At 69.4% G+C, this 26493-nt stretch carries 25 protein-coding genes and 1 pseudogene; 7 read left to right on the top strand and 19 right to left on the bottom strand.

The genetic code is table 11. The features are described from left to right. Positions 1 to 9: 9 nt before the first annotated feature. The 6 genes from LQF10_RS18150 to LQF10_RS18125 all read right to left on the bottom strand — a co-directional run bounded on the left by LQF10_RS18150 (position 10) and on the right by LQF10_RS18125 (position 7854). The gene (locus tag LQF10_RS18150) at positions 10 to 1488 is read right to left on the bottom strand and encodes a UvrD-helicase domain-containing protein (RefSeq protein WP_231065214.1); all 1479 of its coding nucleotides are present in this window, start codon (positions 1486 to 1488) and stop codon (positions 10 to 12) included. After that, positions 1485 to 3293, bottom strand: coding sequence for an ATP-dependent nuclease (locus LQF10_RS18145; protein WP_231065213.1), 1809 nt, complete (start codon positions 3291 to 3293; stop codon positions 1485 to 1487). The genes LQF10_RS18150 and LQF10_RS18145 overlap by 4 nt, the downstream gene beginning before the upstream one ends. Before the next feature lie 779 nt (positions 3294 to 4072). After that, positions 4073 to 4339 carry a cupin domain-containing protein gene (locus LQF10_RS18140; protein ID WP_231065212.1) on the bottom strand — a complete coding sequence of 89 codons (267 nt, stop codon included), beginning with the start codon at positions 4337 to 4339 and terminating at the stop codon, positions 4073 to 4075. 181 nt (positions 4340 to 4520) lie between these two features. Then, positions 4521 to 5912, bottom strand: a complete 1392-nt coding sequence (locus LQF10_RS19420) for a hypothetical protein (protein ID WP_290371118.1) — start codon at positions 5910 to 5912, stop codon at positions 4521 to 4523. Further along, on the bottom strand, positions 5909 to 6988 hold the full coding sequence (locus LQF10_RS18130; RefSeq protein ID WP_231065211.1) for an NAD-dependent epimerase/dehydratase family protein: 1080 nt from the start codon (positions 6986 to 6988) through the stop codon (positions 5909 to 5911). The genes LQF10_RS19420 and LQF10_RS18130 overlap by 4 nt, the downstream gene beginning before the upstream one ends. Continuing rightward, positions 6985 to 7854, bottom strand: a complete 870-nt coding sequence (locus LQF10_RS18125) for an MTAP family purine nucleoside phosphorylase (RefSeq protein ID WP_231065210.1) — start codon at positions 7852 to 7854, stop codon at positions 6985 to 6987. Before LQF10_RS18125 ends, LQF10_RS18130 begins: the two co-directional genes overlap by 4 nt. A gap of 148 nt (positions 7855 to 8002) precedes the next feature. Here LQF10_RS18125 and LQF10_RS18120 point away from each other — a divergent pair, with 148 nt between their 5' ends. The 3 genes from LQF10_RS18120 to LQF10_RS18110 are packed head-to-tail and all read left to right on the top strand — an operon-like array spanning position 8003 to position 9686. Continuing rightward, positions 8003 to 8614, top strand: a complete 612-nt coding sequence (locus LQF10_RS18120) for a cytochrome b/b6 domain-containing protein (protein WP_231065209.1) — start codon at positions 8003 to 8005, stop codon at positions 8612 to 8614. Next, complete coding sequence (locus LQF10_RS18115; protein WP_231065208.1) at positions 8611 to 9234, top strand: molybdopterin-dependent oxidoreductase; 624 nt, start codon at positions 8611 to 8613, stop codon at positions 9232 to 9234. The genes LQF10_RS18120 and LQF10_RS18115 overlap by 4 nt, the downstream gene beginning before the upstream one ends. Then, positions 9231 to 9686 carry a hypothetical protein gene (locus LQF10_RS18110; RefSeq protein ID WP_231065207.1) on the top strand — a complete coding sequence of 152 codons (456 nt, stop codon included), beginning with the start codon at positions 9231 to 9233 and terminating at the stop codon, positions 9684 to 9686. Before LQF10_RS18115 ends, LQF10_RS18110 begins: the two co-directional genes overlap by 4 nt. On the opposite strand, the gene LQF10_RS18105 is transcribed toward LQF10_RS18110, so the two are convergent. Genes LQF10_RS18105 through LQF10_RS18095 form a run of 3 tightly spaced genes read right to left on the bottom strand, consistent with a single transcriptional unit; the run spans position 9628 to position 11602 of the window. Next, positions 9628 to 10302, bottom strand: a complete 675-nt coding sequence (locus LQF10_RS18105; protein WP_231065206.1) for a class I SAM-dependent methyltransferase — start codon at positions 10300 to 10302, stop codon at positions 9628 to 9630. The genes LQF10_RS18110 and LQF10_RS18105 overlap by 59 nt on opposite strands. Continuing rightward, on the bottom strand, positions 10302 to 10943 hold the full coding sequence (locus LQF10_RS18100) for a TIGR04282 family arsenosugar biosynthesis glycosyltransferase (RefSeq protein WP_231065205.1): 642 nt from the start codon (positions 10941 to 10943) through the stop codon (positions 10302 to 10304). Before LQF10_RS18100 ends, LQF10_RS18105 begins: the two co-directional genes overlap by 1 nt. After that, positions 10940 to 11602 (bottom strand): glycosyltransferase family 2 protein, encoded by a 663-nt coding sequence (locus LQF10_RS18095; protein WP_435531414.1) that lies wholly within the window; start codon positions 11600 to 11602, stop codon positions 10940 to 10942. The genes LQF10_RS18100 and LQF10_RS18095 overlap by 4 nt, the downstream gene beginning before the upstream one ends. Before the next feature lie 124 nt (positions 11603 to 11726). Here LQF10_RS18095 and LQF10_RS18090 point away from each other — a divergent pair, with 124 nt between their 5' ends. The 3 genes from LQF10_RS18090 (at position 11727) to LQF10_RS18080 (ending at position 14582) form a co-directional block, all read left to right on the top strand. Continuing rightward, positions 11727 to 12464 carry a response regulator gene (locus LQF10_RS18090; RefSeq protein WP_231065203.1) on the top strand — a complete coding sequence of 246 codons (738 nt, stop codon included), beginning with the start codon at positions 11727 to 11729 and terminating at the stop codon, positions 12462 to 12464. Then, the gene (locus LQF10_RS18085; protein ID WP_231065202.1) at positions 12461 to 13615 is read left to right on the top strand and encodes a sensor histidine kinase; all 1155 of its coding nucleotides are present in this window, start codon (positions 12461 to 12463) and stop codon (positions 13613 to 13615) included. Before LQF10_RS18090 ends, LQF10_RS18085 begins: the two co-directional genes overlap by 4 nt. Positions 13616 to 13835: 220 nt before the next feature. Beyond that, on the top strand, positions 13836 to 14582 hold the full coding sequence (locus LQF10_RS18080; RefSeq protein ID WP_231065201.1) for a DUF3626 domain-containing protein: 747 nt from the start codon (positions 13836 to 13838) through the stop codon (positions 14580 to 14582). Between the two features lie 15 nt (positions 14583 to 14597). Here LQF10_RS18080 and LQF10_RS18075 read toward each other — a convergent pair whose 3' ends face one another. Then, a complete protein-coding gene (locus LQF10_RS18075) occupies positions 14598 to 15482 on the bottom strand; it encodes a CPBP family intramembrane glutamic endopeptidase (protein WP_231065200.1) in 885 nt (294 codons plus the stop codon). Between the two features lie 193 nt (positions 15483 to 15675). On the opposite strand from LQF10_RS18075, the gene LQF10_RS18070 reads away from it, so the two are divergent. Beyond that, positions 15676 to 16314, top strand: a complete 639-nt coding sequence (locus LQF10_RS18070; protein ID WP_231065199.1) for a TetR/AcrR family transcriptional regulator — start codon at positions 15676 to 15678, stop codon at positions 16312 to 16314. Here LQF10_RS18070 and LQF10_RS18065 read toward each other — a convergent pair. The 9 genes and pseudogenes from LQF10_RS18065 to LQF10_RS18025 all read right to left on the bottom strand — a co-directional run bounded on the left by LQF10_RS18065 (position 16277) and on the right by LQF10_RS18025 (position 26328). Continuing rightward, entirely contained in the window at positions 16277 to 16927 is a 651-nt protein-coding gene (locus LQF10_RS18065; RefSeq protein ID WP_231065198.1) for an ABC-2 transporter permease, read from the bottom strand. The genes LQF10_RS18070 and LQF10_RS18065 overlap by 38 nt on opposite strands. After that, the gene (locus LQF10_RS18060) at positions 16924 to 17481 is read right to left on the bottom strand and encodes an AAA family ATPase (protein WP_231065197.1); all 558 of its coding nucleotides are present in this window, start codon (positions 17479 to 17481) and stop codon (positions 16924 to 16926) included. The genes LQF10_RS18065 and LQF10_RS18060 overlap by 4 nt, the downstream gene beginning before the upstream one ends. Before the next feature lie 32 nt (positions 17482 to 17513). Further along, positions 17514 to 17774, bottom strand: a pseudogene (locus LQF10_RS18055) (ATP-binding cassette domain-containing protein); the annotation flags it as partial. Then, the gene (locus LQF10_RS18050; RefSeq protein ID WP_231065196.1) at positions 17767 to 18144 is read right to left on the bottom strand and encodes a GntR family transcriptional regulator; all 378 of its coding nucleotides are present in this window, start codon (positions 18142 to 18144) and stop codon (positions 17767 to 17769) included. The gene LQF10_RS18050 and the pseudogene LQF10_RS18055, both read right to left, overlap by 8 nt. 170 nt (positions 18145 to 18314) lie before the next feature. Further along, positions 18315 to 19220, bottom strand: coding sequence for a carbohydrate ABC transporter permease (locus tag LQF10_RS18045; protein WP_231065195.1), 906 nt, complete (start codon positions 19218 to 19220; stop codon positions 18315 to 18317). A 1-nt stretch (position 19221) separates the two neighbouring features. After that, a complete protein-coding gene (locus LQF10_RS18040) occupies positions 19222 to 20103 on the bottom strand; it encodes a carbohydrate ABC transporter permease (protein WP_231065194.1) in 882 nt (293 codons plus the stop codon). A gap of 63 nt (positions 20104 to 20166) precedes the next feature. Further along, positions 20167 to 21513 carry an ABC transporter substrate-binding protein gene (locus tag LQF10_RS18035; protein WP_231065193.1) on the bottom strand — a complete coding sequence of 449 codons (1347 nt, stop codon included), beginning with the start codon at positions 21511 to 21513 and terminating at the stop codon, positions 20167 to 20169. Positions 21514 to 21608: 95 nt separating this feature from the next. Then, positions 21609 to 24731, bottom strand: a complete 3123-nt coding sequence (locus tag LQF10_RS18030; protein ID WP_231065192.1) for a glycoside hydrolase family 2 TIM barrel-domain containing protein — start codon at positions 24729 to 24731, stop codon at positions 21609 to 21611. A gap of 43 nt (positions 24732 to 24774) precedes the next feature. Further along, positions 24775 to 26328, bottom strand: coding sequence for an apiosidase-like domain-containing protein (locus tag LQF10_RS18025; protein WP_231065191.1), 1554 nt, complete (start codon positions 26326 to 26328; stop codon positions 24775 to 24777). Between the last annotated feature and the right edge of the window lie 165 nt (positions 26329 to 26493).

Here is a 26493-nt window from a genome sequence, read left to right as displayed (position 1 = left end):
CTCGCGGATTTACCGCGCATTGCTGGTCTTGGTCTTGGTCTTGGTACATGTGACGGTAATGGTCGCTGTGGCGCCGACGATCGTGATCGTCTTGCGTGCTCGGGTAAGGGCGACGTACAGATTATTGACGTCGGTTATCTGGTTGATGTCGGCGATCACGACGTGGTCGTACTCAAGGCCCTTGATGAGGAGGGTGCGGGAGACGACCTTGCTCCGGTTTCGGCGGCCTTGGTGGCGGATGCGGTCGCGTGCTCGTGCGAGTTCGGTTCCGAGGACATCGGGGTTGTCGCCTGCGGCGGCTGCGCCACGGAGCGCGGTCTGAATGTCGTTCCAAGCTTCGTGGGAGTGGAGGCGGAGCGAGGCAGAGTTCGGGATGGCGCCCATTGCGGTGGCAAGGGACGTGTACGAGGGGTTGGCAACGACGGTGTCGAACGCTGCGAGCGCGGGTTCAAGGCCGGGGCGCTTGAGGCCGGAGGTGGTCTGGCCAGCTTTGAGCCGGTTTTTGACGCCGTCGTTGAGTTGGGCGTGACCGCAGGTGCAGCGCTTAGTCAGGTTGATGAGCCAGGTTGCGAATTGCTCAGGGTTGGCGGCAGCGAGTTCGCGGAGGCGGTCGCCCATGAACGCACCGGCGACTTCTTCCATCATGGTGAACGCGCCCTTGAGGTCGGCTGCGGCGCGTCTGGCGGTGTTCTCCCAGGGGGAGATGACGACGGTCGTTTCGCCCGCCGGTCGGTACTTGAGGGCGGCGTTGGCGGCTGCTCGGCGGTCGGTCCCGGAACTGCGGTACTCGACGCCTGCCGGGAGCTTGATGGCGGAGAAATCGATGACGCTGCCTGGCGTCAGTGCGGTGCGCGCCTTGAGGAGCCACTCTCCGAGGGGCTGGTTGTGTTCGAGCCATCGCCACGGCTTCGGCTCAATCGGGTGGTCGGGAAACCTGGCTTGGACGTCTTCCCACGTGACGAGGGTGTTGCCGCGGAACTCGAAGATGGCTTGCTTGGGGTCTCCGAGGACACCGGTTGCCGGGATGGCTTCGGCGATAGCGCACACGAACTGGTGTTGGGTCTCGCTGCAGTCCTGGTACTCATCAACCAGGGCATGGCTGTAGGAGGCGGCGAGGACTCGACGGATGGTGTGGATCGTGGTGATGCGGTGCGCCGCGGTGATGTAACTCTCCGAGTCGTCCCAGTCGGGTGTCGGTGGAACCTTCAGCTGTCCTATGTTCGGGTAGGCGCGAGCCAGGAGGAACCCGAAGCTGGTCAGTGTGAAGACGCGTGCGCCGGCCGTGATTCCGAAGGACTTCAGACGCTTCTGGATCGCGTGAACGCCCGCGTTGGTGTGGGTCAGGATCAGGGTCCGGCCACCGTGCGCGACGATCTGGCGCGCGGCTTCGGCGAGCAGATGCGTCTTGCCAGTGCCAGCGGGCAGGGTGACCGAGACGGGTAGCGCAGTTATTAGCCCGGCCGCCGTGGCCTCGAGTTCGTCGCTCACTTGTCCGCCTCGACGACCGCGGTGCCGTCGGCCTCTTCGGGCGGCGCATCGTTCGGTGCGGGTTCAGGTTGGTAGTAGGTGTGCTCTCGGACCTTGGCCAGCGTGGCAGCAACCGCACCCTCGGCCAGCTCGGGCCGGCTAAGCACAAATGCGGCGAGTGCCTTGCCCCGGTCGACGTTCTTGAACCAGCTCTTGTGTTTCGCGGTGTCGCCGACCGTCACTCGTGCCTGCTCCAACGTGGTGCCGGCTGCCACCCACGCCGCGATGTCGAGCTGTGCGTCCTTCTCACTGACAATGGCTGCGCCACGTGCCTTCAGCTGGTCAGCGAAAGACACCCGGGACGTTTCAGGGTCGTCGGCCGCCTCAACAGCCGTGTCGATGAACGCCGTCAGGCCCTCGGCGGAAAGCTGGTCACAGATTGCCCGCTCGGTACATACGCCTCCAGCCCACTGCACGACCTTCCCGCCCGCGGCCTCCACGTCGGGCACGAGCGCATTCGCAGCCTGGTCGTCGCTGTCGAGGACGAGGACGACCTCGTATCCGGCATTGAGAAGCTCCTTGGCTCGACCAGCAGATCCCGTTCCTCCCGAGCCCTCAACGCCGACGACCCCGAGCGCCGCAGTCGGGACACTATCCGCCGCCTGCAACTCGGTGTCCCACGACTCGAACAGGCCGAGCAGAAGTCCGTACTCGGTCTTGCCTTCGCCCATGACGACCCGGCGGGCCAGAAACGCCTCCGGGCTGGCCTTGATGACCGGCTTCAACGTCACCGGGTCGCCCAGCGACATCGCAACCGTCTCCCCGTCCTCCGACCGAACCATCACCAAGTCGGACGGATCCAGATGCTGCAACGCCGACGGAGAGTGCGTCGTGACGAATACCTGCGAGAACGTGTCCTTGCGCTGGAGATACCGCAGCAGGTGAACCAGCCGATGCGGTTCGAGCCCGTACTCCACTTCATCGACGAGCAAGATCGTCGAGTCCTCGTGCGCAAGCTGCTGCGCAGCCGCACCCGCCAGACGCCGGGTTCCCAACCCGAAGTTCGTCAACGGGACCGGACCATCGAACAGCGCGAGGTTCCCCTGCGCGCTCGTCAGGGAGATGTCCAGCCCCGGCCGAAGGTCCTCGAACTTGGCGCTCCCGATCGCCGATACCGCATTCCCAACATCGTCAGCCAGGCGCTGCAGGTCCGGCGGGACCGCAGTAGATACCGCCTCACGAGCCGCACGGTTCGCCAACGTCAGTGTCTTGCGGGCGTCCCCCTTCTTCTCCGTCAACTTCCCCAACGCAGACATCCGCGTCCACCGCAGATGAGCATCAACCCGCTCATCAACACGGAACGTCCCGAACCGGGAACGGTGACGCGCCCGTAGAACGTGCCGCTCCTCGTCGTCGTCAGCGTCAGGCCGATACGCAACCCACTCAGGCTCCAGGTCCGCATCAACCCGAAGCTCCACGATCACACACTCCTCGAACCCGTCCTCCGGGTCGTGAGACCACTCACCCACCGCGTTGATGCCCGCAAGGTGCAGACCCAGATCCTCCACACCGAGCAGGTCCTGGGGAATGGCAGTCATCGCAATACGGATACGGATGGGCTCGCTCAGTTCCCCGCGATAGAAGTCGGTATCGGTGAACGTGATGTTCCACCGGTCGCTCAGCCCGCGCTCGAGAGCAGTGAGGATTGTCGACTTCCTCGCGTCTCCGGGCCCGATCAGGACGAAGAACGTCTGGTCGACGGGCAGACTCCACGACAGCCTCCGGATGCCGCGGAAGTTCTCGATGTCGATTCTCCGGATCTTCAAAGTGTGTCGCCTTCGGGTTGCGGAACTCATATTCGACCACATCGCTTGCTGCAACGTCGGCAGCTAGCGCTCTCAAGGTCGGGCCATTCCGAATCTTTCGGCGAACCCGTCTACCGAAGGCGCCTTATTGAATCCAAACTCGAGCCGGAAGGTGGCCGCTGGAGGTCACCGCAATCGCGATCAAGCCGGCTTGCGGATTGACCACAAGGTGCGTCATACCGCCGCGATCGACGCGGGCGCTCCACCGGGGCGGGAGCCCACGACGAGTTTGTCGGCGACTGCTCCCGGTTGGGGATCCGCTCGCGACCGCTAATCAGACGTCGGAGCCGTGCGCCCTGGCCAACATGTCGGCCGCCCACGCATATCCCTGCCTGCGCAATATCGGGATGAACACATGGATGGGTGGGATGTTGCTGGAGTAGTGCGGGCCGGGCCGGTCCAGAGGCCTCCGCCCGGCCCCGTAGACAACCCCCCACCTGGGCCTGTAGACAGGCCGCCCCTAGGGCCGGTTGAAAGTCCGCCTCCTGGGCCGGTCGACATACCTCCGCCAGGTCCGGTGCTCATCCCACCTCTCGGGCCGGTCGACATGCCACCTCCAGGACCAGTGGATAGTCCGCCTCTCGGACCACTGCTCATGCCTCCCCCTAGGCCGGTCGAACGATCTCGGGGCCACGTGTACTTTTTTCGCCATGAAGGGGACAGTAGGCGTTGCCACCGACATCCTGTGTCATGTGCGTCCAGTGCCACAGGTGGGCGATCGGTGAGCGGAACGTGTTGTCTCAGAGCGGTCGACCGCAGATCGCGACGAACGTCAGCCCGCTGCTGCCGGCCCGAAGTTGTCTTGCGGACTCGACCGTCACTGCGAGGAAAAGTCCTGGCCGAAGCGGCACAGATTCCCCGTCAACGAAGGCCCGGCCATCGCCGGAGACGATGAAGTAAAGGTCCTCGACGCCGTCGTCGAGATGGTCGTGGCGAACGGTTTCTGCGTTCGGCGGCAACTCGACTGTGTAGACCTCAAAAGCTGTGATGCCGAGGGCTTCGCTCACACACGCTTGTCGAACGGGCTCGCCGCGGGATGCGGGCCCGGCCCCGCAGCCGCCGCGGCTGGATCAACGATCTGATAGACCATCCAGATGAGGCTACCCACGCCCCACCCTCAAGAACCACCGTTCCCGCGGATACCGGAGCGCCAAGCTGCTCGAGGCATGGGCGGCCGGGAGACCAGCGTCACCAGAACGTGTGGAAGAGGTGCTGGACGGCCAGGGCGAGCACGAGCTGGCACGGCAGCGCGAGACGTCGCCACCGCGGCGGAAGCAGCGAGGTCCCCACGAGCAGCCACGGCACGAACGGCAGCCAGATCCGTTCGACCTCGGAGCGGCTCATCTGCGAGAGGTCCGCCAGGACGATCGTGACGGCGGCCGCGGTCACCAGGAGCGCGACCACGCGCACCGATCCCGATCCCCGCCAGGTCTGCCGCAGCCGCGGCAGCGCGGTGGTCAGCACGGGTCCGAGCACCACGCCCGCGCTGACGGCGAGCGCGGCGAGGTTCGCCCAGATCCAGTAGCCACCCGGTCGCGAGGAGGCGATGCCGTCCCAGTACCGCTGCACGAGCACCGGGTACGCCTCCCACCACGCGAAGCCCCCCAGCGCGAACCCGCCCACCACCGCCAGCGCAGCACCGGCCGCCCACGGCAGCGGCTGCCACCGGCGCGCGACCACCAGCACCGCCACGGCGAGCACGCCCAGCAGCACCAGCCCGTACGACATCATCACGCAGGCGCCGAGCAGCACGCCGGCCAGCACCCCGAACCCGGCCACACCGCGAACGCGGTGCGCGGTCGCCGCGTAGCCCAGGGCGGCCAGCCCCCACGCCGCCACGGCGGTGAACAGCCCGTCGGCGGAGACCGCCATCCAGATCGCCGTCGGCGCCGCGGCCAGGAACGGCGCAGCCACGCGAGCGAGGTCGGCCGCACCGAGGCGGCGCAGCAGCATCATCACGGCCACCGGCGTCGTGGCTCCCACCAGCAGCACCACCGATCCCGCCGCCAGTCCCGAGCCCAGCCCGAGGCGCACCAGTCCGACGAACACCAGCACCGCACCCGGCGGGTGCCCCGCCACGTGGACCGGCCAGTTGTCGGGGTGCGAGAACGGGATCCGATCCACGTACTCGTGCAGCATCGCTCCGACATCGGTGACCGCGCGCGCGGTGCCGAGGTACTCGTTCGGGCCCTGGAGGATCGCGCCCAGCCCGTCGAGGCCGTCGACCGCGGCGAGGGCGGTCGCCCAGACGACGGCGGTCAGGTAGACCGCCACCAGCAGCCGCCTCCAGGACCACCGGCCCGCGACCCGCGGACCGGCCACCGCCACGAGCACCGCCACTGCGAGCGCCACGACCGTTCCCGGGCCGACTCGCGGCATCCACCGCGCCATCAGCGGCGGTGACGGCACCCTGACATCCATCCCTGCCAGGGGCGGCAGCAGTGCGGCCACCGCGATCAGCGCCAGCGTCGCCACCAGCGCGACCAGCTGCGGCGAGGCTCGGCGCCGCCCGGCGGCTGCGGGGGCGTCCGCCTCGGTGCCCGTCGCCGCACCCGACAGTCCGCCCGGGGCGTCGCTCATCGCGCCTGTCCGGTCGCCGCCGGCCGCATCGGTGCGGTCGCGAGCTCACTCATCCCCGCGGCGAAGGTGACCTGCGGCGTCCAGTCGGTCTCGGTTCGGAGCCGGTCCGAGGACGCGGTGATGTGGCGCACGTCGCCGAGCCGGTACTCGCCGGTCACGACCGGTTCCGGACCGCCGACCGCCGCGGACAACGCCCGCGCCATCTCCCCGATCGTGCGGACCTCACCGCTGCCCACGTTGAAGGGACGCACCGCGCCCGGTTCGCTCGTGCTCGTCCATCCGACTGCCGCGAGGTTGGCCGCGGCCACGTCCCGTACGTGCACGAAGTCGCGGCGCTGGCCGCCGTCCTCGAAGACGCGCGGCGCGCGGCCCTCGGCGAGCGCGGTACGGAAGATCGCGGCCACCCCGGCGTACGGGGTGCCCGTCGGCATCCCCGGCCCGTAGACGTTGTGGTAGCGCAGCATCGCCGCCCTGCCGCCGCAGCTGCGCGCCCATGACGCGGCGAGGTGCTCCTGCGCGACCTTGGAGGCAGCGTAGACGTTGCGCGGGTCGAGGCGGGCGGTCTCGGTGATCAGCAGCGCGGTGAGCGGGTGGCCGGTGCGCGGCGAGATCGGTTCGAACCGGCAGGCCTCGAGGTCGACCGTCCGCCGCGGCGGCACCTCGACATCGCCGGTCTCGTCCCGGTACCGGCCCTCGCCGTAGACCACCATCGACGACGCCAGCACCAGCCGACCGACCCCCTGCTCGGCCATCGCCGACAGCAGCACCGCCGTCGCGAGGTCGTTGCTCGCCACGTAGTCGGGCGCGTCCGACATCCCGACGCCGAGCCCGACCTTGGCCGCCTGGTGGCAGACCACGTCCACGCCGCGCAGCAGCGGCCCGATCACCGCAGCGTCGCCGACGTCACCCGCCACCACCTCGAGATCGGGGTGCTCGGCCAGCGCAGCGGGCGCTTCACCGTGCACGTCGGCCCGGAAGGAGTCCAGCAGCCGCACCCGCCAGCCGCGCTCGAGCGCGGCGTCGACCACCTTCGAGCCGATGAACCCCGCACCGCCGGTGACGAGCAGCGTGGTCATCGCACCTCCCGCGCCAGCAGCGCGGCCGACACCTCGGTGGGCACCAGCGCTCGCGGGTGGTAGCTCGCCGGCACCGCCGCCACCAGCGCGGCCACCGCCGCCTCGATGCGCGGGCGCGCACGCGCCATCCGCTCAAGCACCAGGGCGGCGTCGGCGGCATCGGAATCGTCGGCGTCATCCCCGGCGTCGGTGTCGGTCACGTACGAGAGGTTGACGACGCCGATGCCCAACTCACCGGCCAGCGCCACCTCGGGGTACTGGGTCATGTTGATGATGTGTGCCCCGGCGTCGCGGAACCAGCGCGACTCAGCGCGGGTGGAGAACCGCGGGCCTTCGATGACCACCACCGTGCCACCCACCCGGGTCGGCTCCCCGAGGCCGTGCAACGCGTCCCCGGCGGCGGCGAGCAGGACGGGACAGTACGGGTCGGCGAGCGCCACGTGCGCGACCACGCCCTCGCCCACGAAGGTGTCCTCCCGCCGTCGGGTCCGGTCGATGAGCTGGTCGGGCAGCACGAACGTGTCGGGCGGAGTCGACGGTGCGAGGCCGCCGACGGCGTTCGAGGTCACCAGGGCGCGGACGCCCAGATGGCCGAGCGCCCAGATGTTCGCCCGGTAGTTGATTTCGTGGGGAGCCAGCGCATGGCCGGGCCCGTGTCGGGGCAGGAACGCGACCCGGCGGCCCGCGAGCTCGCCGAGCGCCACGGGTGCCGACGGCGGCCCGTACGGGGTGCGCATCGTGACGGTGTCGGCGGTGGGGCCAAGCAGCTCCTGCAGCCCGGTGCCGCCGATCACGCCCACCAGCGGCGCATGCGGCGGGTCGGCGGCAGGGATCCGGTGCATGCGGTGCGGTGATTCGTGCGACATGGTCCTCCTCAGGTCCCACCCCAACCCTGGCAACGTCGACCGGGGCCGGGTGGCGAGAACTCCTTACGGATCGGTGACGGCTGACTGTCCGCGGTCCGTAAGAACTGAGGCAGGCGCTCGCACCCGTCCCCGTCACAGACTTGCAGACATGAGCGATGACCCCCTCGACTCGGCGCTGGCGGACCGCGCGCGCCGCCTGCAGCGCAGCCTGGCGTCGCCGGTGCGCAACACCCGGATGGCAGTGGTGATCGGGCGGCTGCTAGGGCTGGCGGTCGTCCTCTGCTTCCTCACTGGGCTGTACAGCCACCTGCTGCAGGAGCCTCCGGACTGGATCACGTTCCCCACCCGGCCGACTGAGCTGTACCGGTGGACGCAAGGCATACACGTCACCGCCGGGACGGCGATCTTCCCGCTGCTGCTGGCCAAGCTTTGGAGCGTGTACCCGCGGCTGTTCGCGTGGCCGCCGGTGACGTCCTGGCCCAACGCGCTGGAGCGGCTGAGCATCGGGGCGCTCGTGTCGGCGACGCTGCTGGAGGTCGTCATCGGGTTGATCAACACCTACCAGTGGTACCCGTGGCCGTTCTCTTTCCGTGCCGTGCATTACGGCCTCGCCTGGGTGATCGTCGGGTCGCTGCTGGTGCACGTCGCGGTCAAGCTTCCCGAGATCCGCGAGCACTGGCGCCGCACGGCTGAGGAGCCCGAAGACCTGTCCGGCGAGGAGATCGAGACGCCGGCCGAGCACGCGGAGGAGAAGTCATGACGACGGACGACGACGCGACCGGACGGCTCAGCCGCCGCGCGTTCCTGCTCGGCACCGGCATCGCGACCGGTGCGCTGGTCGCGACCACCGCCGGTCAGACCTGGGAGCCGCTGGCACCACTCACCGTGTTCGCGCCGCGGCAGCAGGGCGAGGGGCCGCAGGGGGTGCCGGTCAACCGCACGGCCGAGGAGGCGCAGGTGCTGGAGACCGCGGTCGCCGCGGACTGGTCGCTGACGGTAGCCGGGGCTGCCGGCACCGCCGGGTTCGGCCTGGACCGGCTGCGCTCCCTGCCGCAGACCCAGCTGGAGCTACCGATCGCGTGCGTCGAGGGCTGGAGCACGATGGCGCGCTGGCGCGGCGTGCGACTGCGCGACCTGCTGGGCGCGGCAGGACTGCCGGACCGGCAGGACGTCCGCTTCAGCAGCCTTCAGACCCGCGGCGCCTACGGCTCCTCCGAGATGGGCGCCGAGTTCGTCCGGGACTCCGCGACGCTCGTCGCGCTTGAGCTCAACGGCGAACCGCTGCACCTGGACCACGGCTTCCCTGCGCGTGTGATCGCACCCGCCCGCCCGGGCGTGCTGCAGACGAAATGGCTCAGTCGGGTGGAGGTACTCGGATGAGGCTCGCTCGCGGACTGATCGGTGTCGCCGGGGTGCTGCTGCTCGGCGTCGGCGTGTTGACCCTGCTCGCCGATGTGCCGCTGTGGCAGCTGCTCGGGCTCGGCGTGTGGCTGGCGGGGGCGATCGTGGTGCACGACGGCGTTCTTGTGCCCCTGCTGCAGGTCTTCGGGCTGGGTGCCGACCGTGTCACCCGCACGCTCGCGCACCCGGCCAGGCTGGTGCTGCGCACGGCGTTCGGCATCGGGACCGTGCTGACGATCGTTGCCGTGCCCGCGATCCTGGCCCGTGCCCGGGGCCCGCGCAACGCTTCCGTGCTGCAGGTGGACTACGCGCAGGCGCTCGCGGTGGCGTGGCTGGTGATCGCGGTGCTCGGCGTGGCGATCGCCGCGGTGCTCACCGTCCGAGAACGACGAAGCTTCGTTCGCCGCGCCGCCACTGCCGACGAGTCCTGAGGCCCGCCGCCCGCGCGTGCCGCGCGAGCGCGTCCCGGCCACTCTCCGCCCAGCGGAACCGGTGGCTTCGCCCTCCGTCCGGATCGGCGAGGACCGCGTCGAAGGTGGTGTCGTGGTCGTCGTCGGGGTGCGCCTCGACGACGACCACGCCCTCGCGCGCGGCGAGTGCGGCGCACCGGCGCAGCAGTGCGGCCGGGTCACCGCCGATGCCGATGTTGCCGTCCAGCAGCAGGATCGAGCCCCACCGGCCCTCGCCGGGGAGCGGGTCGTCGACCGAGCGCAGCAGCACCGGCAACCCTCGCTGCCGAGCGATCGCTATCGCCGTCGGGGAGATGTCGACCCCGAGCGCGCGTAGCCCAGCACGGCTCGCCGCGGCGACCATCCGCCCAGGACCACATCCGACGTCGAGCAGCGGCCCGGTCAGCGAGCGCACCAGCTCCGCCTCGACCGCGTCCGCCGCGCGCAGGAACTGGGGCACGTCCATCTGGCGCGGGGCGCTGGCGTCCCCCAGATCGAGCAGCGTCAACGGCGTCCGGCGCAGCAGTGCCGTGTCGTAGGGGTGGGTGCCGCCGCGGCCGAAGCCGTCGTCGACCACCTCGACCTCGGGCAGCGACATCAGCGAACCACGCCGAGCGGGCGGGCGAGACCGACGACCTCGGCGAGCTCCGCCGTCGCACTCCCGGGGATCTGCACGGCGACCTCAGCCAGGTCTTCCACGGTGTCGATGTCGACGAGCTCCGGAAGGTGCAGCACGCCGAGCCCGGCCTCGCGCAGCCGCGCCAGCATCAGCGCGCCGGTGTCAGCGCGCGACATCGGGACACCGTTGACGAGACCAGGGACCGGCCGGGCGAGGCCGAGGGCCCAGAAGCCGCCGTCGCGGGCGGGGCCGAACCAGGCGTCGACGCCGACCGGCCACGGTTCCGGCAGCGGCGGCAGGTGCGCCGCACGTAGCTGCGGGGTGTCCATCCCGACGAGGAGCACGGGGCCGGCGACCGCGCCGAGGGCGGCGTCGATGCGCGCGTCGAGCCCGCCGGCCACCTGCGGCACCACGTCATAGCCGGCCGCGTCGAGCCCGTCAGGATCGCCGTCGAGACAGAGCACGAGCCGGGTCGCGCCGAGCGTTCGTCCGGTGCGGAGCGTGTCGTCGAGGCTGGCGCGTGCGATGCCGGCGGCCTGCTCCGGCGTCAGTCCCGGCTGCAACCGGGTCTTGACGCGGCCGGCCACGGGCGCTTTCGCGAGCACGATCAGCGTGGTCATCGTGCCGCCGCGAGCAGGCGGGACATGTCCCGCACCGCGGTCACGGTGCCGGTGAGGGTGCCGGTGACCTTCGACCGGCCCACGCGAGGCAGGTAGTCGACGTCGACCTCCCGTACCCGCCAGCCGTGGCTCGCCGCCGCCAGCACCATCTCCAGCGGATACCCGGAGCGCCGGTCCTGCAGGTCGAGCGCGAGCAGCTGCTCGCGGCGGGCGGCTCGCATCGGGCCGAGATCGTGCAGTCGTATCGGGGTGCGTGCCCGGATCAGCGCGGTGAGAGCGCGGTTGGCGGCGCGGGCGTGCAGCGGCCAGCCGCCGTGTACCCCGGTGCGGCGGCGTCCGAGCACGAGGTCGGCCGCCTCGGCCGCGACCGGCTCGACGACGGCGGGCAGGTCGGAGAGCCGGAAGGACCCGTCGGCGTCGCAGAACGCGACGATGTCGGCGGTGCTCGCGAGCAGCCCCGCGTGCGCGGCGGAGCCGAACCCGCGCCGCGCTTCGGTGACCACGGTGGCTCCGTGCTCGCGCGCGATCCGCGCCGAGCCGTCGGTCGATCCGTTGTCGACCACGACGGCCCGGTAGCCGGGCGGGAGGCCGGCCAGCAGCGTAGGCAGGGCTTGAGCCTCGTTCAGGCACGGAAGGATGACGTCGACGGTGGTGATCACTGTCATGACGCTAGAGAGCGGGCCCGGCCGGAGACCCGGCCGAACCCTTACGAAGCGGGGACAGTCGCCGTCGGGAGGGCTGGGGGACCGGTGTGTGCCGAGGCGCCTGACCTAGGCTGGGGGCGTGAACGAGGACCCGAGCGAGGTGACGGCGCCGCTGCCGGCGGAGCTGGCCGATCGCCGCGTGCTCGTGGTCGAGGACGACCCCACCGTGCTCGAGGTCGCCACCACATATCTCGAGGCCGCTGGGCTGCTGGTCTCGACGGCCACCGACGGCATCGCCGCGATGCGTGCGGTGGCCGAGCTGCCGCCCGACCTGGTGGTGCTGGACCGGATGCTGCCCGGCATCGACGGCGTCGAGGTGTGCCGACGGTTGCGAACGACCAGCAGCGTGCCGGTCATCATGCTGACCGCGCTCGGGTCGACCGAGGACCGGATCGCCGGCCTGGAGGCCGGTGCCGACGACTACCTCGGCAAGCCGTTCTCGCCGCGGGAGCTGGTGCTGCGGGTGCTGTCGATCCTGCGCCGCACGATCGACGAATCCGTCCCGGAGGCACCGTTCGACGTCGGCCCGTTCCACCTGGATGTGTCGGCGCGGGTGATCCGCCGGCACGGCGCCGAACTCGCGCTCTCGGTGCGCGAGTTCGACCTGATGGCGTACTTGCTGAAGCATCCACGGCAGGCGTTCAGCCGCGAGCAGCTGCTGCGCGCGGCGTGGGGCTGGGACTTCGGCGACCTGTCGACCGTGACGGTCACGGTGCGTCGGGTGCGGGAGAAGATCGAGGCCGATCCGGCGATGCCCGAGATCCTGGTGACGGTCTGGGGCGTGGGCTATCGCCTGGAGCCGGGTGAGGCGGCATGATTCCCGCGGCCGATCTGGCGATCATCCTGGCCGTTGCGCTGGGGTGCGCGTTGGTGGCGGGGCTGCTCGGGGTGTTGGTGCTGCGGCTCACGCGGCGCGCGCGGATGTTGGTGCGGCTGCTCGTCGTGGCGGTGACCGGGATCGTCTCGCTCGTGGCCGCGGTGGTGGTGATCGCGTGGGCGATGTACTTCTCCGAGCACGACCTGGCGGTGCTGCTGTGGGTCGCGGCGGCGGCGTCGTTGAGCTCGGTCGCGGTGGCGCTGGTGCTCGGCCGCGTGTTCGGGCGGGACAGCGATCGGGTGGCACAGCTCGCGCAAGCCCTCGGCGACGGCGTGCCGGTCCGCGCCACGATCGACCCGCGCGATCGGTCCGAGCTCACGCGGCTGACGGCACAGCTCGCTGACACCAGCGACCGGCTGGACCAGGCTCGCGAGGAGGTCGCCGCGCTCGACGCGTCGCGCCGCGAGCTCGTGGCGTGGATCTCGCACGACCTGCGCACCCCGCTGGCCGGCCTGCGTGCGATGGCGGAGGCACTGGTCGACGGCATGGCCGACGACCCCGAGCGCTTCCACCGTCAGGTGCGCTCGCAGGTCGATCACCTCTCCGGCATGGTCGACGAGCTCTTCGAGCTGTCGAAGATCCAGTCCGGGACCTTGCGGCTGGAGCGGGTCGAGGTGGCGCTGTACGACCTGGTGAGCGACGCCGTCGCCGACCTGCGCGTGCTGGCCACCTCGCGCAAGGTGAGGTTGCAGGAGCGCGGCGGCGAGGGTGTCGTCGTCATGGGCGACCCGCGCGAGCTCACCCGCGTGGTCGAGAACCTGCTGGCGAACGCCGTTCAACACTCGCCCGCCGGCGGTGAGGTCGTGGTCGACACCACGCGCGACCACGACGGCAACGCCGTGCTGACCGTGCGCGACAGCGGCGGCGGGATCGCGCACGAGGACCTCACCCGGGTCTTCGAGGCTGGATGGCGCGGCACGAGCTCGCGCACCCCGGCGCGGCCGGTCGGGCGCACCACCGGGGCGGGGTTGGGTCTGGCGATCGTCCGAGGCATCGTCGAGGCTCACGCCGGGCGGGTCAGTGTGGAGAACGTCGACGGCGGTGCGTGCTTCCGGGTGTTCCTTCCTCGTGTCGCCGCTGTGGCGGAATGAGCCGCCGGAGGGCCCTGCCCTCAGGGCCATCGCGGGCTCACGCGTCCGCGGTGTCAACCTGGCTCGCATCAGGTCTGACGCGCGGCGAGCCGCGTGGGATGCAGCCCGCAGCAGGCAGGCTAGGCGTGTGAGCACAGCACCGGACCTCACGTGGGCAGTCTCCGCCCTGGCGCACGTCGACCGACTGGCCCGCGGTCGGCCCATCGACCCGACGTGGCGGGTGACGCTGCACTTCCATCCCGATCGCCTCCCCGGTGGGACGCCGATCCTGCGCCTCATGGCCACCGACGGACGCTACCGCTCACAGTTCGAAACCGGCACCAGCAATGGCGGGCTCACCGCTCACCCCGGCGGTGACCGCTGGCGTTGGGAGAGCCGGCTGTTCGCCAGCGTCTACGACGATGCACCCAGCGCCGCCCGTCCCGTCTACGGCTCGCTGAATCATCGCCAGCGCTCGGTCGGTGGCTCTCCCCGCTTCGGTTCAGCGCACTTCCGCCTGAGCGCCGCCAGCCTGCAGCGCACCACCTTCTGCTACCCCGACAGCGTCCTGGAGCCGGTCAACCTGGGCACCGCCGCGCACATGAGCCTGACCGACCTCGCCGACGCCGATGAGCAGGACCTGCTCGACGACTACGTCGAAGCCCATGTCCACGGCGGTGTCCATTTCGAGCGCGACGTCGAAGCCCTGGTCCTGGACCCCTGCTACCGCGGCACCGACGTCGAGGGCGACGCCCACGAGCTGGGTGTCCCGGTCGAGTGGCACCCCGGCTTCGCCACCACCGTGGACGCCGTGTCGCAGCATCCCGGCTATCGCGGCTGCCACGTCATCGAGGCCGCCGCCCGCATTGCCGTCGACGGAGCACTGACGGCTCGGGTGGTGGGCGATGCCGCCCGGGCGGGTCGCGAGGAGGAGCAGATCCTCAAGCGGGTCTGGCACTACACCGCTCGCTTCGGTTATCCAACCTGACCGCTATGTGCGCAGTCACGTGCGCGCCTGGCCGCGACCCGAGATCCCCCTGCTTTCACGCCACCAGACCACGCACACCACCGCGACATTGACCGCCATGAGGATCAGATAGGACGGGCCGCCGACCCCTGCGGAGCGTTCGAACGTCGGGGCTTCACCGGCGGCGAGCGTGGTGTTGAGGATGGAGGTCACGAGATTGTTGGCCACGTGGAACGCCACCGGCGCCTCGATGCCGCGACTGAGGACGGCCATCGCGGCGGTACTGATCCCGATGACGGTGTAGTAGGCGAACAGCCACGGATCACTCGACCCGTGAATCAGCGCGAACAGGACGCTGGAGACGGCGATCCCGAGGCCGAGCGCCGGGCGTACCGCCCGCCCCCAAGACGCGATCGCCGGCATCATCGAGCCCCGGAAGATCAGCTCCTCCCCAGCGGACTGCAGGGGAGATGTCAGGATCGACACCGCCAGCAGCGCGACCGTCGTCCCCGAGATGCCGAAACTGATCCAGCCGGTGGACTCCGGGGCGAGCACTGTGGTGGCTCCCGCTCCGGCGGCCACCAGGATCGCGGAGACCGCTCCGTACATCGCCAGGCGCCGTCCATCCAGGCTGCGGCCATGGCGGAGCAGGTCGAGCCAGGGCACCTTCGCGATCCGCGCGGTGACCGCCACGGCGATCACCCCCGTCACCGCAACGCTGAGGTTGTTCGCCAGTTGCACGGTGGGGCTCATCGCCGGCGTGAGGATCTCCTCGCGGCGGTCGATCAGCGACGACATGGCGTAGAAGGCCACCTGCATGACGAGGAACACCAGCAGCAGGGCCGGTACGAGTACCAGCGGTTTCCACCAGCGCAGGCGCAGATGTGCGCCATACGGCCTGGTGATCACTGCGTCGGTCATGTCGTTCTCTCCTTCGTACGGACCACGCCGCGACATCCGGTGTGAGGCCCGCAGCCAGGGGTCTGCGCGCTCTGCGGTCCGTCGACGCGGCTGCCCTGGTGCAGGCCTCTCACCAACACACTGTGCTAGTCGGTCCTCCGGTACACTAGCACGGCGTACTAGTACGCCGTATCACTCCGGAAAGGCGAGCGACGTGAATGACGATCAGAGACCTCCGACGCGCGAGCGGATCCTGGCGGCCGCGGCCGCGATCATCAGCGAGGAGGGGCTGGCGGCGCGCCTGAGCGTGCGCGCGGTGGCAGCACGGGCGGGTGTCAGCACAGGATCGTTGCGCCACCACTTCCCCACGCAGCGGGAATTGCGCGATGAGGTGATGCGACGCATCTACGGCTGGATCGCTCCCGGCGACACGATTCATGACACCTCGCTACCGGTGCGCGAGCGCCTCATCCAGGCGCTCCAGCAGCCGCTCGCCCTGATCGGTGCCGGAGCACAGGCGCGCGAGACCATGGCGACGACCTGCCGTACGTTCATCGCCGGCGAGCAGACCGATCAGGTTCGCGAGTCCTACCTGGCGATCGAACGAGACGCCCAGTATCGCCTCGAGCACTGGCTGACCGTGATCGCCGAGGAGGGCGGCATCCCGGTCGAGGACATCCCTCGCCGCGCGCGGTTCCTCTCCACGGTCCTCAACGGGCTCGGTCTGGAGCGTGCGCTACCGGCTGAGGACTCACTCGCCGCCCAGGAGGCCCAGACGCTCGCCATGGCCGTGGATGCCGTGCTGGGCCTGGAGCTCAGAGATCGCGCGTCCGATAGAGCCGGGCGGAGATGACGACGCCGAGGATCACCCCGGCGAGCCCCACCGCCAGTCCGGCGCCGAGAAGGACCGTGACGGGCACCCCGGAGAATGCCTCGAGCACCGGCGTGTGCCAGCCGATCGCCTGCAACAGCCAGGCACCTCCGGCGATGACGACGGTGGGCGCGTAGGCCATCAGGCGCCCGCGTGAGTAGCCGATCCGGAAGAAGACCGGCATCTGCAGACCCAGGGCGATCCCGACGATCGCCGCCGCGGCTGCATGGGCGACCAGCAGCAGGTCGGCGGCCGGCTCATCTCCCCGGGTGGCGCTGACGACGACGGTGGTGACCGTGGCCAGGGCGGCAGCCGTCAGGTAGTAGGTCAGCAGCGACGCGGCGCGCCCGACCACGATGCTCGCCCGGGAGACGGGCAGGACGCCGTAGAGCGTGTCCAGCCGGCCCTGTTCGTCGCCGAGGAAAGGCGCGGAGACCATCAAGGATGTGACCACCGCGGCGGCGATGATCGCCATCCCGGGGACGGGCAGCAGGATCCCGATCACCACCACGAAGGCCAAGGTCAGCAGGGTCTGCTTCCGCGGGAACCAGGAGAGGAGATCGAAGCGGGCAAATCCGACGCTCATCGCGCTCATGCGGCGACCACCTTCTCCTCGGCGGCGAGGTGGACCACGACGTCGTCGATGCTCGCGGCATCGATCACCACCTCGGGTCCGAAGGCGGCTGAATCCTGCAGGCGGATCATGGCCGACCACTGGGCACGTGCCGCCTGCAGCCCGATGAGGGGGCCGGAGGGAGGCGTGCCCGAGCCACGAGCCATGGCGAACTGCTCCGGGAGGTCGATCAGCGGGCCGTGATGTGCCACCTCGCCGGCCACGAGCACCATGATCTCGTCCGCCAGATTCTCCAGATCGGTGGTGATGTGCGTGGAGAACAGGACTGCATGGCTGGGATCGACCATGAAGTCGCGGATGAGGTCGGCGATCTGCCGCCGCGATGCCGGGTCGAGGCCGCTGGAGGGCTCGTCCAGGATCAGCAGCTCCGGCTGCTGGGCCAGGGCGGTGGCGAGGGAGAGCTTGATGCCCTCCCCGCGGGAGAGGTCTCCCACGCGCTCGCGCTTGGGGACCAAGAGCTGGTCGAGCAGGTGGTCGAACCGGTCGCCGTCCCAGGCGGGGTAGAAGGGCCCCACCGCCTGCCGAGACTGGTGACGGACCACTCGGGGGCGGCGGTCGGTTCATCCAGGACGATGCCGGTGCGCGCGAGGGACTCGGTGGCGCCCGCCGGGCGCCCGAGGATCTCGATCGCGCCGCCCTCCGGTGTGAGCAGGCCGAGCATGGCGCGGATGGTGGTGGTCTTGCCCGCTCCGTTCGGGCCCACGAGCCCGAGCACGGTGCCGCGGGGAAGTGCGAGCGAGAGATCGTGGATCTCGAACCCCGGGCACCTGACCCGGAGGTGGTCGACGCGTACCGCATGGTCAGTCATGTCTGCTCCAGCTCTCATCGAGACGGCGTTGGACATCGGACTTGCTCAGTTGGGCGCGCCGGGCCGCGGACACGAGTTCGCCGAGTGCCTCGTCGACACGGGCCTCCAGCGCGGTCGAGGCCACTTGAGCATCGACCGCAAGGACGACGAAACCTCGGCCGTGCTCGCCCTGGACCAAGCCCTCAGCGGCGAGATCGTTGTACGCCCGGGTGATGGTGATGGTGCTGACGCGCAGGTCAGCCGCCAGGTGACGCAGGGACGGCAGCAACTCGCCGACCCCCGTCTCACCGGAGAGGATCGAGGCGCGGACCTGGCGCTTGATCTGCTCGTAAATGGGTGTGCTCGAGCTGGTCGACACCACGATCTGCATCTGACACCGCCCCAACTGTGTATGTGCTTAATAACAGTAGGACAGTCGGACAAGGCTCGCAACACCGGGTGCTCTGTGGGCTCGGCGACGCCGCGCGAGCGTGGCCACCGGGGGCCGATGCTGCGGCGCGAAGTGACGAAACGCCGTCGGGCGCGGGTGACGCGAGGGTGTCAGCCCTTCACCGACCCGGCCGCCAACCCCGCCATGATCTTCTTGTTCAGGAAGATGAAGACGATCAGCAGCACGATGATGTTGATACTGATGGCCGCGAACAACGCACCGTACTGAGTGGACCCGTACTGGTCGGACAGGCTCAGCAGGCCCACCTGGATGGTGGCCAGCTCCGGCCGCGTGGTGAACGTCAGCGCGATGAGCAGATCGTTGAACACGCTGAAGAACTGGATCAGCCCGATCGTCAGCATCGAGTTCTTCATCAGCGGTACGGCGATCACGAAGAACGACCGCAGCGGCCCGCAGCCGTCCACCGTGGCCGCTTCGAAGATCTCCCGCGGAATCGCCCGGAAATACGCCGCCATCAGGAACGTCGTCAGTGGGATCCCCATCGCGGTGTACGTGAGGATCATCGGCAGCAGGCTGTCGGTGATGCCGAGCTTGAAGTACGCGGTGAACAGCGGCACCAGGATCATCTGCCCGGGCACCATGATCCCGCCCATCACGAAGAGCAGGACCTGCCGGCGGCCCTTCCAGATCATGACCTCCAGGGCGTACCCGGCGGCCAGGCCGGCCAGCACGATCAGACCCACTGAGGGCAGGGTCACGAGCATGCTGTTGCGGTAGTTCAGGCCGACATTGCCGCGTGTGAACGCGTCGATGTAGTTGTCGAGGCTGAACTGCTCCGGCAGCGCCCAGGTGGGGTTCGCGAAGAACTCCGTCTGGGTCTTGAACGATCCCATGATCATCCAGAACTGCGGATAGAGCATCACCACGAGTAGGACGGTGACAAGAAGCCACACGGGGAGGCGGCGCACGATCCGGCGAGCCGTGCGGCGCATAGGTCGAGGCTGGGGTCGCGGGCCGGGGAGCTGGACGGGCGCTGCTGCGGGTGCGGTGGTCATGTCAGTCCTCCACGCGCTTGCTCGAGGGCCGGAAGACCACCAGCGTGAAGACCAGGCACAGCAGGGTCAGTGCGAGGGCGATCGTGCTGCCGTAGCCGTACTCGGCGTACTCGAAGGCGGTGCGATACATGTACAGGGTCAGGGGAGCGGTGGTGGTGCCCGGACCGCCGTTGTTCAGGGCGAGCAGGCTGTCGAACACCTTGAGCGTGGCGTTCAGGCTGAAGATGATCGAAGAAAGCAGAATCGGCAGCGAGAGCGGGATGATGATGTACCCCACGAGGCGAGGGCCGGTGGCCCCGTCCATCCGGGCCGACTCCACCACCTCCTCGGGGATGTCCAGCAGGCCGGTGTAGAGCAGCACGGCGTAGAAGCCCATCGAGCTCCACAACGTCATCACCACGGCGATGGTCATCGTGCCCGCCGTGGAGGCGAGGAACTCGATGCTCTCCCCGCCGAAGGCGTTGATGGCGTCATTGACCGGGCCCTGATTCTCCCCGACGGCGATCAGGCTCTTGAACAGCAGCGCCACCGCCACAGTGGGCAGCACCATCGGGAAGAAGACGGCGGTACGTACGAACGCTGAGCCCTTGCGCAGAACGAAGACGTACAGCAGGGCGAGCAGGTAGCCGAAGGTCACCTGGGCGATGGTCACGATCACGGCGAAGCCGACGCTCACCCACACCGAGTTCAGGGCCGCCGAATCACCCAGGAACTCCCGGAAGTTGTCCAGCCCGATGAACTCGAACCCACGCAGCGTGTTGCCCTGGAAGAAGGACAGCCCCAGCGACCAGGCAACCGGGATCACCTTGAGCAGGACGTAGATGGAGAGAGTAGGCAGGAGCAGGATCAGGATGGTCTTCCTGTCCCCGAAGACTCGCGTCATCGCTGAAGGTCCTTTCGTGCAGGTGGCCGCCGGCCCTGGCCGGGCCGGCGACCACCTTGTCGATCAACGGTTGGAGTCGATGCTTTCCTGCAGCTGCGTCATGTACTCCTCGGCGCTCATGTCGCCGTTGGTGAGCAGCGACACGTTCGTCGAGGCCAGCGAGTTGCTCTCGGAGTCAAGCAGTGCCTCGAACCACAACACGGTCTCGTCGATGGTGGACATCCGCTCCTGGATGTCAGCGGTGGCGGCGGGGATGTCACCGACGTCGCCGTTCACGGCGAAGCCGGAGAGCACGCCGGCGTCGCTGAGGGCCTGCTGGCCGTAGTTCTCGGCGATGCAGGCGAACCAGTCGGCCGTCAGCGGGCCGTAGGTCTCGGGGTTGATGGCCATCGCAGCACCGGCGTTCGCGGGGTACTGGTCAGCGCTACCGGCTCCGCCGGAGACGTCCGGGAACGGCATGAAGCCGATGTTCTCTTCGCCCACCTCATTGCGCTCCGGGTCGTTGACGGCGCTCAGCAGCCAGGTGCCGTCGTACTTCATCAGGGCCTGCCCGCTGAGCAGTGCCGCCGTGGCCTGGTCACCGGTGCGGGAGATGAAGCCCTCACCCAAGGCCCCGGAGAGTGCGAGGTCCTGCAGTGCCTGGGCGCCGGCCACGTACTCCGGGTCGGTCAGGCTCGCTTCGCCGTCACGCACCTGCGCCATGGCATCGGGCCCGACGTTGCGGAAGATGTACAGACCCATCAGCCGGGTCATCGGCCAACCGTCGGCACCAGCCTGGGCGATCGGGATGTACCCGGCCTCGGCCGCCGCGTCCGCAGCGTCGACGAGCTCGTCGTAGCTCTGCGGCTCCTCGAGGCCGAGCTCGGCGAGGATCTCCTTGTTGTACCAGAAGCCTTCGAGGTTGTACTGGTACGGCATGGAGACCATCTGGCCGTAGACCGACTCGATCGTCGAGGCGGCGGCGGGCAGCACGTTCTCCCATGCGCCGGACTCGGTGAAGGCCTCTTCGTAGTCGAGTACGAGACCGCCGCCGCCGAGATCGCCATCGGGCCGGACCTGATCGGTACCGGCGATGAAGTGCGAGGGCAGGGCGCCCTGGCTGGCGAGCAGCGTGATCTGCTGCACGGTGTCGGCCTGGGCAATCGTGCGGTGCTCCAGCGGGAGCGCGTCGTTCTCGGCCGAGCACTGGTTCGCGGCCAGGGCGTCGAGCTGTTCGCGCAGCGTGGGGTTCTCGTTGGCGGTCATCACCTCGAAGCTGTCCGGGTCGGTCCCGATGCTCGATCCGGAGTCGGAATCTGACCCCGAGTCGGTGTCCTCGTCCCCGCCACCGGAGCAGGCGGCGAGGGTCAGTGATGTGGCGAGCAGGGCGCTCGCGGCGACGACGGTGCGCCGCCGGTGACGGATGTTCATACGTCCTCCTTGACGAGGGCCGCACCTAGGCGCGGCCAACTGTGTGACTCGCCCCGAGCGTAGCCCGATGTAACTACAGAATCAACTGTGCATCATTATTCATCACGAGAAGGTGCCGCCAACCCGACCCGCCACGACGTCTGGCGCCGGGAAAGGCGGTACTCCTCGGGCAGCGCGGGCCCCACCGAGGCCGATCCCAAGCCCAGTTGACCGTGGTCCAGATTCAGCCAGACGTGTCCGCTGTCGCGCAGGTCGTGCGGGAAGCGCGCCTGCTGCAGATCCTTCGACGTCCAGCGGCGGGCGGTGAAGTCGAACAACGGATCACCGTAGGCGCCCAGGGCCGGCAGGTCCGGTCCGGTCAGCGTCAGCTCGCGCGTGTGCACATGGTTGCCGTTCTCCTGCGGCACCGGATAGCGGACCTGGAGGTCGTCGATCGTGGCTGACCATCGGCCCACCCGCGACCCCTCGAAGGAGTCGGGATAGGTCTCCCCGGGCCCACGCCCCAACCATGCCGCACTCTCGTACCCGCCTGGCAGGCGGAACAACAACCCCAACCGGGGAAGCACGATCTCCAGCCCCTTGAGGGGTGTCGAGTCCCACGGCCCAGCGAAGTCGACCCGCACGTCCAGCCACAGCAGCCCGGCGTCCACGGTCCAGTCGAGCTGGTACTCCAGTGCGTGCGGGTGCGTGGCGGCCGCCACCCGGCCGAGCACGCGCACCCCGTCGTCGTCCGCCTGCACATTCAGTGTGCGGTGCAGCATCCGGTCGATCCCGACGGCGGACCACACCCCCGCGAGATCGTTGCGGCCTCCCTGGCCCCGGTCGTTCTCGGTGGGGGCGCGGTGCACATCCAGCCACGGCCCCTCGAACTCCAGGTCTCCCAGGCGCACCAGGCGCCCGGTCTCGCCATCGAAGGTGGCCGGGCCGAGCACGATTGCCGACGGCGTCCCGTGCGCTGCGTCCTCAGGTGCGCCCCCGCCACGCTCACCCTGTGCCGAGCTCGCCCCGGCAAAACTGGCTCCGGCCGGCTCCATCCCGGCCGGCTCCGCGCCGGAGGCAGTCGCCAGGTGCGTGGGTGTGCCGGTGCTGGCGGTGCTGGCGGTGCTGGCGGACGGTTCGGTGGCAGGTGGACTGGTGGTGCCGGGCGCCCGCACCTGATGCTGGGCCCACGCGATCACGTGTCCCCTGGGCGCCCAGGGGGCGTCCTGCGCAAGGATCGCCTCGACGGTCAGGTGAGCTTCGCCGTCGCCGGGCAGGGTGAGCTGTGGCATGACGTCGGGTACAGCCACCTCGACCGCCCCGCCCGCCGGCACCGCCGGTATCTCCAGCTCGCCGCCCGCCACCGGGGTGCCAGCAGAGAGCAGCTCCCAGCGCCAGCGCAGATCGGAGGTGTCGGCGCCGTGGCGCCGGTTCGTCACCGTGATCGCCTCCGCAATCGTGATCCGCACCGGCTCGTACGCCTTCGCCACTTGCGTCAGGCCGGGTGTCGGGGTGCGGTCGGCGAAGACGAGCCCGTCGAGGCAGTAGCGCCCGCCACTGGGCCGGTAGTCCACGACCCCGCCGTGCAGCGTGAAGGGCGTGCCGTCGGAGGTGATCGCGTCGAAGCCGTGGTCGATCCACTCCCAGATGAACCCGCCGCAGAAGCGGTCCGAACTCTCCAGGATGCGTTGGTAGTCGCCCAGCGAACCGGGTCCGTTGCCCATCGCGTGGGCGTACTCCACCAGCAGGAACGGCAGGGTGCGGCGCCGTTCGTCCTCGGCGTCGGTGACGTTCTCCGGGCGAGCTTCATCCCGCCGGCCGATCGCCTCCAGGTCCTCCAGCGAGGGGTACATACAGGAGTAGAAGTCGGAGTTGCGGTAGGAGGGATCGCGTTCGTACAGCACCGGGCGCGAGGGGTCGCGCTCGCGGATCCAGCGTTCCAGTACGTCGAACCCGGCGCCGGTCCAGCTCTCGTTCGCCATCGACCAGATCACCACGCTCGGGTGATTCTTGTCCGGTTCCACCATCCGCTCGATCCGGTCCTGTAGCGCCGGCAGCCACGCCGGATCGTCGGGCGGGTTGCCCTTCCAGCCGGCGTAGATGAAACCGTGGGTCTCCAGGTCACACTCCTCGACCACCCACAGCCCGTACTCGTCGCACAGGCTCAGGAAGTCCGGGTGCGGCGGGTAGTGGCTGGTGCGGACGGCATCGATGTTCGCCTGCTTCATCATTTCGATGTCGCGGATCATCGTCTCGCGGTCGATCGCGCGGCCACGCGCCGGGTCGTGCTCGTGCCGGTTCACCCCGTGGAAGCGCAACGGCGTGCCGTTGGCGAGCAGGACGCCGTCGGAAATCTCCACCCGGCGGAAACCGATCGCCAGCTCGATCGTCTCCTCCGCCGTCGAGAGGGTGCCGCGGTACAGGCGTGGGCGGTCCGCGCTCCACGGCGTGACCTCGGCAGTGACGGTCTCCCCGGCACCGATGTCGATGCCGAGCTCGGGCACCCGCACCCGGGCGGGCGACCCGTCCGCCACCTCGGCGTCCACTCGCAGCGTGCCGGTGCCGGCGGTGTGGTCGAAGTCGGCGTGGACGTGATGGTCCTCGATCGCGGCGGTGGGGCGCTCGATCACGTCGACATCCCGGAAGATCCCGGGCAGCCACCACATGTCCTGGTCCTCCAGGTAGGTCCCCGCCGACCAGCGGTGCACCCGCACGCACAGCACGTTGCGGCCCGGGCGCACCGGGGCGTCGTACTCCACCGGCAACCGGCTGCCGGTGGACCAGCCCAACTCGACGCCGTTCAGCCACACCTTCGCGCACGAGTCCACCCCGCGCAGCCGCAGGATCGAGGTGCCCCAATCGGCCGGGGCGTCGAAGACGAGCCGGTAGTCGCCGGTCGGGTTCTCCGTGGGCACCCGGGGCGGGTCGATCGGGATCGGGAACGCCGTATTGGTGTAGAGCGGGCCTTCGGCGCTGCCGCGCAGCGAGCGGGGCTCACCGCCGGCCAGCGGGGTGACGTCCTCCAGTACCCAATGAGACGGAACGCGGATCTCATCCCAGGTGCTGTCGTCGAAATCCTCGGCGAGGAACCCTGCCCCGGTACCGGCCGCCGTCGGGGACAACCGGAACCGCCAGGTGCCGTTCAAGGAGAGGATGCGGGCATCTGTGCAAGCCTCCGCACGAGGCCGACGGCGGCCCTCACCCGGGGCGTGGGACTCCCAGTAGCGTGCGGAACTCATGCTGTTCTCCTCGTGGCCCGGGGGCGTGCAGGTGGGCGGTCGTTCAGGAGGCGCTGGGGACGCGGGTGATCAGCAGCGCGATCGCCTCACCTTCCGGCAGCGCGACCGGCGCGTTGTTGTGCGCGTAGGCGTCGTTGCGCTGCACCTCGGTGAGCACGTACTCATCCGGTGCGGTGGTGATGGTCATGTTCCAGGTGTCGATGATCTGAACCTCGAAGGCATCGCCCACCTTGAGGCGATCGCCGTCATGGCCCTGCGGCAGCCGGAAGGTCCACTCGGCCGGGGCATCGCGGCCGAGATAGATCAGGTACTGCTCGCGCGCCTTGCCCACCACGCTGGCCGGATCGTCCCACTTGTCGATCGGGTCGAGCCCCGGAATCTGCAGCCCGTCCAGCACCTGGCGCAGGAACCCCAAGCGCGCCGGGCTCTCCCCGCGCAGCCGGCCACCCTCAACGATGTGCAGGCTGCCAGATTCGGTCACGAAGCTCTCCCCGTGCGAGGCATAGCAACCGGAGGCGGTGGTGATCCAGAACCGGTCCACCAGCTCCGGCGCGCTCAGGCGGCCCCAGCGTTCGGTGTCGCCCTCGTACTTGATCTCATCCAGCACGATCGGCTTGCGGTAGACGTCCCGGTACAGGCTCGCGCGCCCGAGGGCCTCGGTGGCGTACCCGTTCTGGATCGAGGCGTGGGTGACCCAGCGCTGGTTGTAGTCGTAGAGCTCCACCCAGTTGTGGATCGAGCGCAGGTGATCGTGTGCGTCGATCTTCGCGAGCAGCTCGCCGGCCCGGGTCCATCGCTCCGTGGGCCGGTCGGTCATCTGGTCGAACTCGTTGCACAGTGACCACCACACGTTCGGATAGGCGCCGAGCCGTGCCACCAGGTAGCGCAGGTAGGCGGCGTCCTGCTCCTCGGTGAGCTCGTTCAGGCCGAAGACGCCGCGATCGTAGGCGTCGAAGATGAGCACATCGGCCTCGATGCCGCGGTTGCCCAGGTCCGCCACAAGGGAGTCCAGGCGGCGGAAGAACTCCACCTTCGGGCGGCCCACATCCCAGCCATCATCAGTCCGCTCGAACGGCATCAGCTCGGGGAAGTGCTCGACGTAGCCGCCCGCCTGCGGGAAGACCATGAACCGAAGCTTGTTGAGCCCCGCCTCGCTGAGCGAGGCCATCGTCTGCGTGCGCAGCGGCTCGTCCTGATGGATCCAGTTGTAGACCGTGGCGCCGACCGGGCGGAACGGGGTGCCGTCCTCATGGGCGAAGTGGAAACGAGCGTTGACGCGGACGACTCCGTGGGCGGGGGAGTCGGTGAACTCGGCCGACTCAGCGGGCTCAGCAGGCTCAGCGGTGAACTCGCCGGAGTGACCATCCAGCTCGGCCGCGTCACTGCTGGTGCGCCACGTCCAGGTTCCGGCGAGCGGGGGAGCGATGCGGACGAGGTAGCGGCGCTCGCCGTCCCAGAAGCCCAGCAGGGTCATCGCCCGGCCCGAGGTGTGAGTGAACTCGGCCTGGAACGGAACCTGATCGGCCCGGATCGGGCTCTGCGGTCCGGTGAGTTCGATCTCGTAGGGCTCGTGCACGTGCGCCTCTCGCTGCGCCATCAGCGACCTCCTCGTCGGTGCCCCAGGCGGGGCGGATCCTGGCGTCGGCCAGGGTGTGGACTACCTCTGTGAACCGCCTGCTGCGGTCTGCATGTGTGAAACGTATACAAGAGCGTTTCTCTCTTAATCTAGCGTCAACTAGGGTAAGGCTGAAACGTTTCGAAG

Source organism: Ruania halotolerans, from assembly GCF_021049285.1.
GTDB classification, from domain to species: domain Bacteria; phylum Actinomycetota; class Actinomycetes; order Actinomycetales; family Beutenbergiaceae; genus Ruania; species Ruania halotolerans.
The sequence above is the reverse complement of the archived record's forward strand: the minus strand, read 5'-3'. Positions and strand labels throughout refer to the sequence as shown.